Source organism: Qipengyuania marincola, from assembly GCF_029688625.1.
GTDB lineage: Bacteria > Pseudomonadota > Alphaproteobacteria > Sphingomonadales > Sphingomonadaceae > Qipengyuania.
The window spans coordinates 652,851-666,732 of sequence record NZ_JARULC010000001.1; the positions used below are offsets into that span (position 1 = coordinate 652,851).

The window sequence follows — 13,882 nt, forward strand, 5'->3', positions numbered from 1 at the left end:
CGCGTTCCGATACTGCGGGCAGGGGTGGGGTCCGCGCAATGGGGTGCTTTTGTCATGACGTCCTTTCGCTCTATCGCCGCAGCACCGACCGTGCTTGCAGCCCTGTCGCTTGCCGCCACGCCTGCCGCTGCCGCAGAGATGCCTGCAGTCGTGCTGGCGAAGCCGGTCGAGGCTGCGCCCGCCTGGGCACCGAGTGAGGAAGCTTCGGACTATCATCGTCGCTATCGCTATCGTCGGCACCGCGGGGTCGATGCGGGCGACGTGCTGGCCGGGGTCCTGATCATCGGGGGCATTGCCGCCATTGCCAACGCCGCAAAGAACTCGCAGGATCGCCGCTATCGCGACACCCGCCGTGGCGACTATCGCCAGGACTACGATGCCCGGGGGATCGACCGGGCCGTCGAGATGTGCGCCGACGAGATCGAGCGCAACGTGCGCATCGAGAGCGTCGACAGCGTCAATCGCACTGCGCGCGGCTGGCAGGTGACCGGCTCGCTCTACAATGGCGAAGGCTTTTCCTGCTCGATCGGGCAGGACGGCCGGATCGATGCGATCGACTACGGCCGCGCCGGAGCAGCGTGGCAGTCCGAAGCCGAGGTCCCCGAATTCAGCGCCGAGGCACCGCAGGACGACCGGCAGTATGACGAGGATTACTACGCCTCGGCCCGTGCGCGCATTGATGGGCAGGCACCGGTCGACGCCCAGCCGTCCTATCCCGGCGGTCCGCTGCCCGGCGAAGCTGCAGAGGACGGCGAACTCGACTACGGCGACGGTTATCGCGGGGCGGGCGTCTAGTCGCGCTGATAGGCGGGCAGCGCCAGGCTCCAGCGAATTGCCGCAAGCCGCAGGCCGAAGCCGCTGGCAGCGGCAATGACCCAGACCGCACTCCTGGCCAGGGGGACGAATTCGCCCGCCACGGTCAGCGTTGCGGACAAGGCGGCTGCGGTAACGTAAAGCTCCGGCCGCATCAGGATCGAAGGCCGGCCGGCGATCACATCGCGGATAATGCCGCCGACCGTGCCGGTTACCACGCCCATCATCGCCGCCGGGACAGGTGGCACGCCATACTCCAGCGCCTTCGCCGTGCCCAATACGGCATAGGCAGTCAGGCCGAGGCCATCGGCCACGTCGAGCAGTTTGCCATCCCACCACCGCGTAGGGGTGAACCAGGCAAGCAAGGCGATGGCGAGGCACACCACGGCCACCATTCCATCATGTATCCAGAAGACCGGCGCGCCGATCAGCAGGTCGCGCACCGTCCCGCCGCCGACCCCGGTCAGCAAGGCGAAAAAGGCGAGTGTGACAAACGTCTGTTTCTCGCGGGCGGCAATGAGCGCGCCAGTGAGGGCGAAGATCGCCACGCCGGCTAGATCGAGCCAGTCGAGTACGGGCGTAAGGACTTCGGAATTCACGGCGCCGCGACTTTGGCCGGAGCGGAAGGGCGGGCCTTGCGCCGGCGGAACATCAGGATGCAACCGAGCAGCGCGCCGATCACGGACATGGCGGCGAACAGCACCAGGATCGGATGATGGGTGTCCTCGCGGGTTTCGAGGTCCATGATGTGCAGGCCCCAGACGAAATCGAACAATCGCCACCAGCGCGTTCTCACCGCCTCGATCTCGCCGGTTTCAGCGCCGACATAGACATGCGTTCCGTCGTCCAGCGCCGCTTGCCAGACCGGCATCGGACGGCGGAAATCGAAGGGGACTTGCGCTGCCTCGAACCTTGCGATCCGCGCGATGCGTCCCCCGCCGCTGATTTTCTCGGCCACCAGGGCACGGACGTAGGCCTCATCGATTTCGGGGAGCGGCGCGGCCTCGTCGTCGGCCGGGTAGCGTTCGATCCCGCCATCCTCACGCGTGAGGAACCACACCGCCCTGTCACCCTGCATCGCCACGCGCATCTCGGTGTAGCTTGCGGGATTCTCGACGGGGAAGGAAATGGGGCGCGGATTGCCGGCGGGGAGTAGCGTTTCGGCATTCGCCTTGCGCAGGTGATTGCCGCGCACCTCCTCGATCGGCTTTGCCACCATGATCAGTCCGGTCACCGTCCACATCAGGATCGGCAGGCCGACCAGCCAGCCCAGCCAGATATGCCATTGCGCAAAGCGCTGCATCGCGCGCTGACGACTCATGATCGATCCCGGCCCCTATCCGTGGAGAATGCGCCCGATCGCCTCTGCCGCGGCGATGCAATCGAGATCGGCCCACCTTCGCGAAATCACCTGCAGGCCACAAGGCAGATCACCGGATTCGCCCACAGGAAGGACGGTCGACGGCAGGTTGGGATAGGTCGCCAGCCCCGCCCAGCACAGCGCGGCGGCACCGGGCTGTTTCGATCCGTCGATCGCGATCGTTCCGTCGAATACCCTGCCTTCGCGGTGCGGCACCGCCAATACCGGCGCAGGCGGAGCGAGGACGAAGTCGTAATCCTCGAACAGGGCAACCCAGGCCAGTTCGTTGCGGGCCTGCTGATCGAGCATGTCGAACCAGTCGGTCGCGCTGGCGCGCTTGCCGTCGGGGGCAGGCGCACCGCGCGCCATCGCGACATTCAGCATGCGCATATAATCGCCGTGCTGTGCCTCGAGGTCGGGCAGGAGCGTGCTTGCCCGGTCGATGGCGATACCTGCGGCCTCCAGCGCCGACAGTGCCGCTTCGATCGGGCCACGAACTGCAGCGTCGGTCGGGCAGACGGGATGATCGAGCAGTGCCAGCATGCGACATTCCGCCAATGGCTTGGCAGTCGCCCGCAAGGGCAGGGTGGCCGTCAGCTGTAGCAGCATGCGCACATCGGCTGCATTTCGCGCCAGCGGCCCGGCGATCGACAAAGCTCCGTCATGGGCATCATTGCCGGCCATCGCCGGATGGTCGTGGCCCTGTTTCGATACCAAGCCCCAGCTCGCCTTGTGTCCCCAGATGCCGCAGAAATGCGCGGGCACGCGGACCGATCCGCCGATGTCGGTGCCGAAGTCGCAGGGCACCATACCGCTGGCCACCGCTGCCGCCGATCCGCCCGAGGACCCGCCGGGCGAGCGGCTGTGGTTGTGCGGATTGTTGGTGCGTCCATACACCGGGTTCGCAGACTGCCAGTCGGCCAGGTCCGGGGGGACGTTGGTTTTGCCAAGGATGACCGCGCCAGCCTTTTTCAGCTGGCGAACCACCCGCGCATCGCGCGTGGCGATATTGTCGGCAAACTGTTCGTGACCCCAGCAGGTCGGCAAACCTGCGATGTCGAAACTCTCCTTGATCGTCATCGGCACGCCGAACAGCGGCTGGCTATCCGCGATATGCGATGCGTCCATCGCGCGCGCGCGGTCCAGCGCGCGGTCAAAATCGGGCACGACCACGGCATTGACGTGGGCATCGAGATGCTCGATCCGCGCGATGGCTGCCTCGACCGCCTCGTAGGGCGACATCTCGCCCCGCCGGATTGCGGCCGCCGTTTCCAGCGCGCCGGGTTTCTTGGTCAGTTGCGGATAAGCCATGCGCATCCCCTCTCGCTGGCAGTGTAGATCGTGCAGGCGCAGGAGCAAGCCTACTCGTGGGGTGACGCTGGCGGCTTCGCGAATTGCGACAGTGCCAGGCCGAAGCCGAGGATCGGGGCAGCGCCATAGCCGATCAGCGCACTGGGATAGTTCGACAGCACTGCAGCCAGCGAAAACCCGAACAGTGTTCCGGCCAGCGCGTGGCGTGGCGCCTTTGCACCGGGAAGAGCGTGCAGGATCAGGAAGAAACTTGCGATCAGCGCCAAAAACAGCCCCACCGCCGCCAGCGGCTCGACCATCGCAGCATCGACAAGCACCCGTTCCACGAAGGGCTGTGCCGGTAGTTCGCCGCGCATCCACATGACAAGGCTGGCGATAAAACCGGTCCCGGCCACCACACCGGCTTTCCAGTCGCGCGTGGCGTTGTAGAGCCCGACGGCCGCAAAGGTTAGAGCAAGACCGGTGGCCCCATCCGGCTGGAGGAGCGCGGCAAAAATCGCGGCGAGCAGGATCGGCTCGGTATAGCGCTCGTCACGCGCCGCGAAGACGACGAGCAAAGGCACGGCCAGCATGCCGCTATGCAGCACAACCGGGCCGAGCGGGAGCCATCTGGAAATGCCGCTGATCGCCGGGCCTGTGATGAGCGGGAGAAACAGCAGGGTGAGCAGGATCACTGCAACGAGGCGGCGTGTCTCAAGCGTCGAAAGGCGTGGGCTCAAGAAGACGACAAGAGCAGCAACGCCGAGCGCGATCCCATTGACCCTGGCATAATTGCTTGGTGCCCCGAATATCGCCAGATAGGCGATGCCCGCCAGCACGGGTGCCGCAAGGGTCGCGGAGGCAATCAGGCGAGTGCCCTTCATCCGCCGCGCAGACAGTTTCGCTGTGACAGCTTGGCACCCAAAGCCGGCTCAGCTCCCATCGCGCTTCATGCTGTCGAAGAGAGCCCGATAGTGTCGTGCCATCAACAGGTTCGGATCAGTCGCTTCGATCAGTTCAAGGCCCTGTTCGAATGCTTCGCCACCGACCATGAAAATGACCAGTCCTTCCCGCGAGTCCGGGCTGAAATAGACCTGCGCGTGTTCGGCGAAGTCATTACCGCTGTGATTGATGATCATGCGGTCCGGTTCCCCGAACAAGGTCCAGCCCAAGCCAAATCCGAGGGGGTCCGGACAGTCCTCCTGACGAGCCACGCATACATATCCCAAAACCGTATCCGATCTCGACAGAAGCTGCTGTCGTTCTTGCCGAAGTTCGGGGGACAGATCGCTGCCCTCGATCAGCCGGATAAGATATTTGGCATAGGACGGCACGGTCGCATAAAGGTTGTCCGCGGGATTATATTCGCCCGGCGCGATCAATGCGCCGCTGCTGTCGTTGGTGAAAGGCGCGTACTCCCTACCCTCCTTGTCCACCGGTTGCGGCACACGGCCCTCAAGCCAGGGCTCGCGCGAGACTGCGATGCCGGATATCTGCAATGGTCCGAACAGGTAGTCTTCGACCAACGCGGGGTATTTCCTTCCAAAGCGCTCTTCCAGGTAGCGCATAAGGATCGTGAACCCAGCGCCTGAATAATGAATTTCGCCGCTGCCCGGCTCGCCCACGAAGGCCAGTTTGCCATCGTCATACGCATAGGGCCAGTTTAGCAAAGCTGCCTGATGCGAGAGGAGTATGCGGGGAGTCAGCTTCGCATATCGCCCGTCCCGCCCCAAGTCGGGATGGATGTAATATTCGCTGATCGGGTCGTCGAGATCGAGTTCGGTCCGATCGGCGAGGCGCAGGGTGGTTTCTGCCAAAATGGTCTTGGCCACCGATGCGACGTTAAAGGCCGTGTACGGTCCGACGGGGATGCCATCCGTCTGTTCTCCCCAGTAGCCTGTCCAAGCGAGCCGTCCGTCAACGATGCGGGCCATTCCGATAGCCGAAATATTGGGCCTCGAGAGAACGCTTTGCGCCGCCATCTCGACACGCGGCGGCGGCCCGGAAAGCTGCGGCTCGGTCTCGAACGCGGTGTCATCGACCGTCGTGCAGCCAGCAAGGCTCGCGGCCAAAACCGCCAGAAGTAAACGCATCGTGCTCCCTTTCGAACTGTATTGCCTTTGTGATACAGTTCGAAAGGGAGAAATCAACCGTGCCGATCACACGTGGATCGGCTTGCCCTGAACCGCCATCGCCGCTTCCTTCAGCGCTTCCGAATGCGTCGGATGGGCGTGGCAGGTGTAGGCGATGTCCTCGCTCGTCGCGCCGAATTCCATTGCCTGCGCGGCTTGCGCGATCATCGTGCCGGCGACGTTGTTGATGCACCAGACGCCCAGCACGCGGTCGCTCTCGGCCTCGGCGATGACCTTCACGAAGCCATCCGGCTCGTGATTGGTCTTGGCACGGCTGTTCGCCATCATCGGGAACTTGCCGACCTTGATTTTGGCCTTGTCGCCGCCGAATTTCTCCAGCGCCTCTTCCTGCGTCAGGCCGACGCCGGCGAATTCGGGCAGGGTGTAGACCACGCCCGGAATGATGTCGTGGTTCACGATCCCGGTCTGGCCCGCGACGTTCTCCGCGCAGGCAATGCCCTCGTCCTCGGCCTTGTGCGCAAGCATGGGGCCGGGGACACAGTCGCCAATCGCCCAGACGCCATCGACCTTGGTGCGGAAGTCGTGATCGGTCTCGATCTGGCCGCGCTGGTTCACTTCGAGACCGATGTTCTCGAGGCCCAGCCCTTCGGTGTTCGGGCGGCGACCGATCGACACGAGCACGCAATCCGCTTCGAGCGTCTCTTCCTCACCGCCGGCGGCAGGTTCGAGCGTCAGCACCGCCTTCTTTCCCTTGACGGTGCAGCCGGTGACCTTGGTCTTCATCCGCAGTTCCATGCCCTGCTTCTTGAAGATCTTGGCCGCTTCCTTGCGAACGTCGCCGTCCATGCCGGGCAGGAGCTGATCGAGGAACTCGACCACGATGACTTCTGCGCCGAGGCGGTTCCAGATCGAGCCCATTTCGAGCCCGATCACGCCGCCGCCGATGACGACCATTTTCTGCGGCACCTTCGCAAGCTGCAACGCGCCGGTGGAATCGACCACCACCTGCTTGTCGTTGTCGACCTCGACGCCGGGAAGGGGCGTGACCGAGGAGCCGGTGGCGATGATCACGTCCTTCGCAGTGACCGTCTCGTCACCCACCTTGACCGTGTGCGCATCCTGGAAAGTGGCGTGGCCCTTCTTCCAGTCGACCTTGTTCTTCTTGAACAGGAATTCGATGCCCTTGGTCAGCCCGTCGACCGCGTCGAGGCGTTGGTCGTGCATCTTGTCGAGGTTGAGCTTCGGCGTGGTCTCGATGCCCATTTCAGCCATCGCGCCGTTCTTGGCTGCATCGAAGAATTCGCTCGCATGCAGCATCGCTTTGGAGGGGATGCAGCCGACGTTGAGGCAGGTGCCGCCCAGCGTCTCGCGGCTCTCGGCACACGCCACCTTGAGGCCCAGCTGCGCCGCGCGGATCGCAGCGACATAGCCACCCGGGCCAGCGCCGATGACGAGGACGTCGTAGTCGTATTCAGCCATTTCTACCCTTCCGCAGGCGCGGCTGCGCCATTGTCTTCTACACACATTCTAAGCACGTCCTCGATCCGCGCGCGATCGATGTCGAGGCTGCCATCGGCGGCGAAATCCTCCGCGAAGGTGTCGGCCGAGCATTCGCAGGCAGCCGAAATACGCTCGGCGGCAATACCGGCACTTTCAGCCACGCCCTGACAACGCTCGATATATTGCGTGCGCACTTCGCTCTTGATGGCGTCGCCCGCCATTTCGGTTGCCATATCGCAACCAGACAATGCGACGAGCGCGAGCGCGCAGATTGCTACCTTCGTCATCGGAATTCTCCTCAAAGGTCGATCAGCATCCGGGTCGGATCTTCGATCGCTTCCTTGATGATCTTGAGTGCAGTGACCGCCTCGCGGCCGTCGATCAGGCGGTGGTCGTAGGACAGGGCGATATACATCATCGGGCGGATGACGATTTCGCCGTCGACGACGACCGGGCGGTCCTCGATCCGGTGCAGGCCTAGGACGGCGCTCTGCGGCGGATTGATGATCGGCGTCGACATGAGACTGCCGAACACCCCACCGTTGGAGATGGTGAAGGTGCCGCCCTTCATGTCGTCCATCGTCAGCGTGCCTTCCTTGGCGCGCTTGCCGAAGTCGGCGATGTCCTTCTCGATCTGCGCGAAGCCCTTGTCCTGCGCATCGCGAACGACCGGCACGACGAGGCCGTTGGGGGCCGAAACCGCGACCGAAATATCGACATAGTCGTGATAGACGATCTCGTCGCCCTCGATGTAGGCGTTGACCGCGGGTACATCCTTCAATGCGAGACAGGCAGCCTTGGCAAAGAAGCCCATGAAGCCGAGGCGGATGTCATGCTTCTTGGCGAACAGATCCTTGTACTTGCCGCGCGCTTCCATCACCGCCGACATGTCGACATCGTTGAAGGTGGTAAGGAGCGCCGCATTGTCCTGCGCGCCCTTCAGGCGCTTGGCGATGGTCTGGCGCATGCGCGTCATCTTGACGCGTTCCTCGCGGCGTTCGCCCGCAGGGGCGGAGGGCGTGGGCGCCTGCTGCGGCGCGGCGTCGGCGACCGAGCCGCCGTCCTTCTTGGCTTTCGCAGCCGCGATCACGTCTTCCTTGGTCAGGCGGCCATCCTTGCCGGTGCCCTTGATGGTCGAGGGATCGACCCCGTGCTCCAGCACCGCGCGTCGAACGGCTGGCGAGAGGGTCTGCGAGCCGTCGGAGGAGGCTGCGGGCGCAGGAGAGGGCGCAGGCGCGTCGGAGCGCTCTTCCTTGCCCTCCTCGCGTTCCTGCTTGGCGCGACCGGCTTCTTCCCCGGACGCAGCGCCGGTGGCGCCTTCCTCGATCACGGCAATGACCGCGTCGACTTCGACCGTGTCACCGACCGCGACCTTGAACTCCTTGATCACGCCGGCGACGGGCGAGGGCGCCTCGACCGCGACCTTGTCGGTTTCGAGGCTGATGATCGGTTCGTCCACGGCGACCGCATCGCCGACCTGCTTCAGCAGCTCGCCGACGCTAGCTTCGGTAACGCTTTCGCCCAGCGTGGGGACTTTGACTTCGGTGGCCATGTCGTTCGGGTTCCTTCTTTGGCCCTAAAGCGTGAAACGGATCAGTTGCAGGTCGTGGTGGCAGCGGAGGTGTCGCCGTCGTTCAGGCCGAGCGCGACGTTCACCAGCGCTTCCTGCTGGACCTGGTGGCGGCTGGCGTAGCCGGTGGCGGGCGATGCCGCGACTTCGCGCCCGGCATAGCAGGGACGCATCCCGGCATGGCCTGCCTTTTCGGCTGCTTCCTCGATCAGGCGGTCGACGAAGAACCACGATCCGTTGTTCTTCGGTTCTTCCTGGCACCAGACGATCTTCTCGAGATTGGTCATGCGCTCGAGGCGCACGGCCAGCGGCTCGCCCGGGAAGGGGTAGAGCTGTTCGATGCGCACGATGGAGACGTCTTCCAGCCCCGCCTCGTCGCGGCGCTGCATGAGGTCGTAAGCAACCTTGCCGCTGCACAGGACCAGACGCTTCACTTTCTTGTCATCGATTTCCGTCGTGTCGGACTTGATCCGCATGAAGTGATGATCGCCCATGAATTCCTCCGCCGTCGATTTGGCGAGCGGATGACGGAGCAGGCTCTTGGGCGTCATGATGACCAGCGGCTTGCGGAAGCTGCGCAGCATCTGGCGGCGCAGGACATGGAAGTAATTCGCCGGGGTCGTGATGTTGCAGACCTGGATATTGTCGTTCGCGCACAGCTGCAGGAAGCGTTCGAGCCGCGCGGAACTGTGTTCCGGACCTTGGCCCTCATAGCCGTGCGGCAGCAGCATCACGAGACCGTTGGCACGCAGCCACTTGGCCTCGCCCGCCGCGATGAACTGGTCGATCATGATCTGCGCGCCATTGGCGAAATCGCCGAATTGCGCTTCCCACATCACCAGGCTCTTCGGGTCCGCCATGGCGAAACCGTATTCGAAGCCCAGCACGCCATATTCGGACAGCGGGCTGTCATAGACCTCGAATTTGCCGTGGGGCAGGGTGGTGAGCGGAATGTACTTGCGCTCGTCCTTCTGATCGACCCAGACGGCGTGGCGCTGGCTGAAGGTGCCGCGGCCCGAATCCTGGCCGGACAGGCGCACGCCGAAGCCTTCGGTCACGAGGCTGCCGAAGGCGAGTGCTTCGCCGGTCGCCCAGTCGAAGCCTTCGCCGCTGGCGAACATCTCGCGCTTGGCATCGAGCACCCGGCCCAGCGTCTTGTGGATCGTGATATCGTCGGGAACGGTGGTCAGCGTGCGACCGAGGCTGTCGAACAGCTTCTTGTCGATCGCGGTTTCGACGTTGCGTCGCGCGTTCTCAGGGTCGGCCGGCTTGTTCATGCCCGCCCAGCGGCCGCCGAACCAGTCGGCCTCGTTCGGCTTGTAGTCCTTGGCGGCGGCGAACTCGTCTTCGAGCAGGCTCGTGAATTCGTCGATCAGCTGGTCGGCATAGCCCTTCTCGATGACGCCTTCGTCTTCGAGCCGCTTGGTGTAGAGCTCGCTAACCTTGGGATGCTGGCGGATCTCGTCATACATCAGCGGCTGGGTGAACTTGGGCTCGTCACCCTCATTGTGGCCGAAGCGGCGATAGCACCACATGTCGATCACGATGTCGCGCCCGAAGGTCTGGCGATACTCGATCGCCAGCTTGCAGGCGAAGGTCACCGCCTCCGGATCATCGCCGTTGACGTGCAGGATCGGCGCCTGGACGCCCTTGGCCACATCGCTGGGATAGGGGCTGGAGCGCGCGAATTGCGGACTGGTGGTGAAGCCGATCTGGTTGTTGATGACGAAATGCAGGCAGCCGCCGGTATTGTAGCCGCGCACGCCGGAGAAGCCGAGGCACTCCCACACGATGCCCTGACCGGCGAAAGCAGCATCGCCGTGGAGCAGCACGGGCAGCACTTGCTCGTGCTTCTTGAGGTCGTCGCGGATCGCCTGCTGCGCTCTCGTTTTGCCGAGCACGACCGGGTTCACCGCCTCGAGGTGGCTGGGGTTCGGAACGAGGCTCATGTGCACATCGATGCCGTCGAATTCGCGGTCGGTGCTGGTGCCGAGGTGGTATTTCACATCGCCCGAGCCGCCCACGTCGTCGGGATTGGAGCTGCCACCCGAAAACTCGTGGAAGATGACCTTGTACGGCTTGCCCATGACGTTCGCGAGCACGTTCAACCGGCCGCGGTGGGCCATGCCGTAGATGATCTCGCGCACGCCGAGCTGGCCGCCATACTTGATGACGGCTTCGAGGGCGGGGATCATGGACTCGCCGCCATCGAGGCCGAAGCGCTTGGTGCCGACGTATTTCTTGCCGAGGAACTTCTCGTACTGCTCGCCGCGGATCACGGCGGCGAGGATCGCGCGCTTGCCTTCCTCGGTGAACTGGATTGTATCTTCGGGCTGCTCGAACTTGTCCTGAAGGAAGCGGCGTTCCTCCGTGTCCGAGATATGCATGTATTCAAGGCCGACATTGCCGCAATAGGTCGCCTTCAGCGCTTTGTGCAGCTCGCCGACGGAAACCCATTCGAAACCGAAGACGCCGCCGACATAGACTTCCTTGTCCAGCTGTCCCTCGAACCCGTGCCATTCCAGCGTCAGGTCCTCGGGCACTTCGCGGTGCGACAGGCCCAGCGGATCGAGATCGGCGGCAAGGTGCCCGCGCACACGATAGAGGCGCACCAGCAGCATCGCCCGGATGCTGTCGTCCGCCGCCTGTTCCAGCGCCTTGGGATCGAGCTGCTTGCCGGCTTTCTCGGCCGCCTGCGCAACCGCCACGCGCATCTGCGTCGGATCGAGCGCGGCGACAAGATCCGCCTCGCTGTCGACCACCTCGGCCAGCCAGCGCGGGTTGCCCCAGCTCGGGCCCTGCTGCGGCCCTTCCTGGTCGCCCATCTCGGGCAGGAAATCGTGGCTCTCGTTACCCATCGGGTCCCTTTCGCACCGACCTTGATGTCGGTTCATAGTGCCAATGCTTCGGCGGTGCGGAAGGCTCCCGTGGAGGAGACGGCCTGTCCGCTGCGAAGGCTCAGGCGAGTTCCTTCAACAGCGCATCCAGCGTGGTGCCGAGTTCGCTGGGCGAAGGCGAAACGCGGATGCCGGCCTTTTCCATCGCCTCGATCTTGTCGTCTGCGCCGCCTTGGCCGCCCGACACGATCGCGCCGGCATGACCCATGCGGCGGCCCGGAGGCGCGGTGCGACCGGCGATGAAGCCGACCATCGGCTTTTTCACGCCCTTCTTCGCCTGATGGGCGATGAATTCGGCAGCCTCTTCCTCGGCGCTCCCGCCGATCTCGCCGATCATAATGATCGACTTCGTGGCATCGTCCTTGAGGAACAGCTCGAGCACGTCGATGAAGTTGGTGCCGTTCACCGGGTCGCCACCAATGCCGACTGCCGTGGTCTGGCCGAGGCCGACCATGGTGGTCTGGTGAACCGCTTCATAAGTCAGCGTGCCAGAGCGCGAGACGACGCCGACGCTGCCCTGCTTGAAGATGGAGCCAGGCATGATGCCGATCTTGCATTCGCCGGGGGTCAGGACGCCAGGGCAGTTCGGGCCGATCAGGCGCGACTTCGAGCCCGAGAGCGCCCGCTTCACGCGCACCATGTCGAGCACCGGAATACCCTCGGTGATCGCAACGATCAGCTCGACCTCGGCATCGATCGCCTCAAGGATCGAGTCCGCAGCGAACGGCGGCGGGACATAGATGCACGATGCGGTCGCGCCGGTCGCGTGCTTGGCTTCGGCGACGGTGTTGTAGACCGGCAGGCCGATGTGCTCGGTGCCGCCCTTACCCGGCGTGACGCCCGCAACCATCTGCGTCCCGTAATCGAGCGCCTGCTGCGTGTGGAAGGTGCCGGTGTCGCCGGTCATCCCCTGTGTGATGACCTTGGTGTTCTTGTCTACGAGGATGCTCATTTATTCAGCTCCATCCGATGTTGCGCGGCCGTTGCCTTGGCGCAGCGCTATCAAGTTAAAAATGCCGAGCACGGTAGATGCCACGATTGCGATCAAGCCGTACAAAGGTGCAAGCAAGGCTACGCCACCCCATGCGCTGCCCCACGTCGCGATGGCCAGTGGGACTGTCGCCACTATCGCGAACAATCCCGAAACCAGCAGCCACTTGGCCGTGAGGTAACGATGGTGGGCGGAGTTGCTCATCAAGCCAGCGAGCTATCCAGCCCCTTGCACGCCTCGAGCAGTTCCTCGACCGCGTCGGTCGAGACCTTGAGGTTGGACTTTTCCTCGTCCGACAGCTCGATCTCGATCACTTCCTCGGTGCCACCTGCGCCGATTACGGTGGGGACGCCGACATACAGCCCGTCGAGACCGTACTTGCCTTCGACATAGCTGGCACAGGGCAGGACGCGCTTCTGGTCGCCGAGATAGGCTTCGGCCATGCTGATCGCGCTGGTTGCCGGGGCGTAATAGGCCGAGCCGTTGCCGAGCAGGCCGACGATTTCGCCGCCGCCGCCGCGGGTGCGCTTGACGATCTCGTCGATGCGATCGGCCGAGACTCCCTTGATCTTGGCGTAGTCGTTGACCGGGATGCCGTTGATCGTGGTGTAACTGGTGACCGGGACCATCGTGTCGCCGTGGCCGCCGAGGACGAAGGCGTTCACGTCCTTCACCGACACGTCGAATTCCCAGGCGAGGAAGGTGGCGAAGCGCGCGCTGTCGAGCACGCCGGCCATGCCGACGACCTTGTTGTGCGGCAGGCCGGAAAATTCGCGCAGCGCCCATACCATCGCGTCGAGCGGGTTGGTGATGCAGATCACGAAAGCGTCGGGGCAGTTGTTCTTGATGCCTTCGCCGACCGCCTTCATCACCTTGAGGTTGATGCCGAGCAGATCGTCGCGGCTCATGCCGGGCTTGCGCGGCACGCCCGCGGTGACGATCACGACGTCCGCGCCCGCGATGTCGGCATAGTCGTTCGAGCCGGTGATCTTCGCGTCGAACCCTTCGATCGGGCCACACTGGGAAAGATCGAGCGCCTTGCCCTGCGGCATGCCCTCGGCGATGTCGAACAGGACGATGTCGCCCATTTCCTTCTTCGCAGCGAGGTGGGCGAGGGTGCCGCCGATCATGCCGGAGCCGATGAGCGCGATCTTCTTGCGTGCCATGTGTGGAAAGGTCCTTGTCCTGTCGCGGGACCGATCATGAAACGAAGGACCGATTGGTGGGCCACGCCGTTATGTCCCGCGAAGGCGGCACGGCACCCGGTCGATTGCGAGTGCGACCTAGGCCCGCGCAGGCCCGAATGCAACCGGCAATTGGTGCGGTCGCAAAACTATCTTTGCAACTGGTTCGCAATAGCATTAAAGT

Annotated in this window: 13 protein-coding genes; 1 reads left to right on the top strand and 12 read right to left on the bottom strand. The window is 63.9% G+C overall.

Annotated features, from left to right (window positions below; all coding sequences use genetic code 11):
- The first annotated feature begins 54 nt into the window (after positions 1 to 54).
- Positions 55 to 795 (top strand): hypothetical protein, encoded by a 741-nt coding sequence (locus tag P8Q88_RS03325; protein WP_278322398.1) that lies wholly within the window; start codon positions 55 to 57, stop codon positions 793 to 795.
- On the opposite strand, the gene P8Q88_RS03330 is transcribed toward P8Q88_RS03325, so the two are convergent.
- The 12 genes from P8Q88_RS03330 to mdh form a co-directional block, all read right to left on the bottom strand.
- Positions 792 to 1,412 (bottom strand): trimeric intracellular cation channel family protein, encoded by a 621-nt coding sequence (locus tag P8Q88_RS03330; RefSeq protein ID WP_278322399.1) that lies wholly within the window; start codon positions 1,410 to 1,412, stop codon positions 792 to 794. The two genes, P8Q88_RS03325 and P8Q88_RS03330, sit on opposite strands and share 4 nt — an antisense overlap.
- A complete protein-coding gene (locus P8Q88_RS03335) occupies positions 1,409 to 2,134 on the bottom strand; it encodes a PepSY domain-containing protein (protein WP_278322400.1) in 726 nt (241 codons plus the stop codon). Before P8Q88_RS03335 ends, P8Q88_RS03330 begins: the two co-directional genes overlap by 4 nt.
- 15 nt (positions 2,135 to 2,149) lie before the next feature.
- Positions 2,150 to 3,484 (bottom strand): amidase family protein, encoded by a 1,335-nt coding sequence (locus P8Q88_RS03340; protein ID WP_278322401.1) that lies wholly within the window; start codon positions 3,482 to 3,484, stop codon positions 2,150 to 2,152.
- A 50-nt stretch (positions 3,485 to 3,534) separates the two neighbouring features.
- Positions 3,535 to 4,347: a hypothetical protein gene (locus P8Q88_RS03345; RefSeq protein WP_278322402.1), complete on the bottom strand. Its 813-nt coding sequence runs from the start codon at positions 4,345 to 4,347 to the stop codon at positions 3,535 to 3,537.
- A gap of 48 nt (positions 4,348 to 4,395) precedes the next feature.
- The gene (locus P8Q88_RS03350) at positions 4,396 to 5,556 is read right to left on the bottom strand and encodes a serine hydrolase domain-containing protein (RefSeq protein WP_278322403.1); all 1,161 of its coding nucleotides are present in this window, start codon (positions 5,554 to 5,556) and stop codon (positions 4,396 to 4,398) included.
- A 66-nt stretch (positions 5,557 to 5,622) separates the two neighbouring features.
- Positions 5,623 to 7,035 carry a dihydrolipoyl dehydrogenase gene (lpdA, locus tag P8Q88_RS03355; RefSeq protein WP_278322404.1) on the bottom strand — a complete coding sequence of 471 codons (1,413 nt, stop codon included), beginning with the start codon at positions 7,033 to 7,035 and terminating at the stop codon, positions 5,623 to 5,625.
- A 2-nt stretch (positions 7,036 to 7,037) separates the two neighbouring features.
- Positions 7,038 to 7,343 carry a hypothetical protein gene (locus tag P8Q88_RS03360; RefSeq protein ID WP_278322405.1) on the bottom strand — a complete coding sequence of 102 codons (306 nt, stop codon included), beginning with the start codon at positions 7,341 to 7,343 and terminating at the stop codon, positions 7,038 to 7,040.
- 11 nt (positions 7,344 to 7,354) lie between these two features.
- A complete protein-coding gene (gene odhB, locus P8Q88_RS03365) occupies positions 7,355 to 8,608 on the bottom strand; it encodes a 2-oxoglutarate dehydrogenase complex dihydrolipoyllysine-residue succinyltransferase (RefSeq protein WP_278322406.1) in 1,254 nt (417 codons plus the stop codon).
- Positions 8,609 to 8,649: 41 nt separating this feature from the next.
- The gene (locus P8Q88_RS03370; RefSeq protein ID WP_278322407.1) at positions 8,650 to 11,484 is read right to left on the bottom strand and encodes a 2-oxoglutarate dehydrogenase E1 component; all 2,835 of its coding nucleotides are present in this window, start codon (positions 11,482 to 11,484) and stop codon (positions 8,650 to 8,652) included.
- Positions 11,485 to 11,584: 100 nt separating this feature from the next.
- Positions 11,585 to 12,475, bottom strand: coding sequence for a succinate--CoA ligase subunit alpha (gene sucD / locus P8Q88_RS03375; RefSeq protein WP_278322408.1), 891 nt, complete (start codon positions 12,473 to 12,475; stop codon positions 11,585 to 11,587).
- A complete protein-coding gene (locus P8Q88_RS03380; protein WP_278322409.1) occupies positions 12,476 to 12,718 on the bottom strand; it encodes a hypothetical protein in 243 nt (80 codons plus the stop codon).
- Positions 12,718 to 13,680, bottom strand: coding sequence for a malate dehydrogenase (gene mdh / locus P8Q88_RS03385; RefSeq protein WP_278322410.1), 963 nt, complete (start codon positions 13,678 to 13,680; stop codon positions 12,718 to 12,720). The genes P8Q88_RS03380 and mdh overlap by 1 nt, the downstream gene beginning before the upstream one ends.
- Positions 13,681 to 13,882 lie beyond the last annotated feature (202 nt).

Excerpts from the sequence above, each read along its gene's own strand:
- P8Q88_RS03325 (WP_278322398.1), top strand. The coding sequence starts at position 55 with ATGACGTCCTTTCGCTCTATCGCCGCAGCACCGACCGTGCTTGCAGCC.
- P8Q88_RS03335 (WP_278322400.1), bottom strand. The coding sequence starts at position 2,134 with ATGAGTCGTCAGCGCGCGATGCAGCGCTTTGCGCAATGGCATATCTGG.
- P8Q88_RS03340 (WP_278322401.1), bottom strand. The coding sequence starts at position 3,484 with ATGGCTTATCCGCAACTGACCAAGAAACCCGGCGCGCTGGAAACGGCG.
- P8Q88_RS03345 (WP_278322402.1), bottom strand. The coding sequence starts at position 4,347 with ATGAAGGGCACTCGCCTGATTGCCTCCGCGACCCTTGCGGCACCCGTG.
- P8Q88_RS03350 (WP_278322403.1), bottom strand. The coding sequence starts at position 5,556 with ATGCGTTTACTTCTGGCGGTTTTGGCCGCGAGCCTTGCTGGCTGCACG.
- lpdA (WP_278322404.1), bottom strand. The coding sequence starts at position 7,035 with ATGGCTGAATACGACTACGACGTCCTCGTCATCGGCGCTGGCCCGGGT.
- P8Q88_RS03360 (WP_278322405.1), bottom strand. The coding sequence starts at position 7,343 with ATGACGAAGGTAGCAATCTGCGCGCTCGCGCTCGTCGCATTGTCTGGT.
- odhB (WP_278322406.1), bottom strand. The coding sequence starts at position 8,608 with ATGGCCACCGAAGTCAAAGTCCCCACGCTGGGCGAAAGCGTTACCGAA.
- P8Q88_RS03370 (WP_278322407.1), bottom strand. The coding sequence starts at position 11,484 with ATGGGTAACGAGAGCCACGATTTCCTGCCCGAGATGGGCGACCAGGAA.
- sucD (WP_278322408.1), bottom strand. The coding sequence starts at position 12,475 with ATGAGCATCCTCGTAGACAAGAACACCAAGGTCATCACACAGGGGATG.
- P8Q88_RS03380 (WP_278322409.1), bottom strand. The coding sequence starts at position 12,718 with ATGAGCAACTCCGCCCACCATCGTTACCTCACGGCCAAGTGGCTGCTG.
- mdh (WP_278322410.1), bottom strand. The coding sequence starts at position 13,680 with ATGGCACGCAAGAAGATCGCGCTCATCGGCTCCGGCATGATCGGCGGC.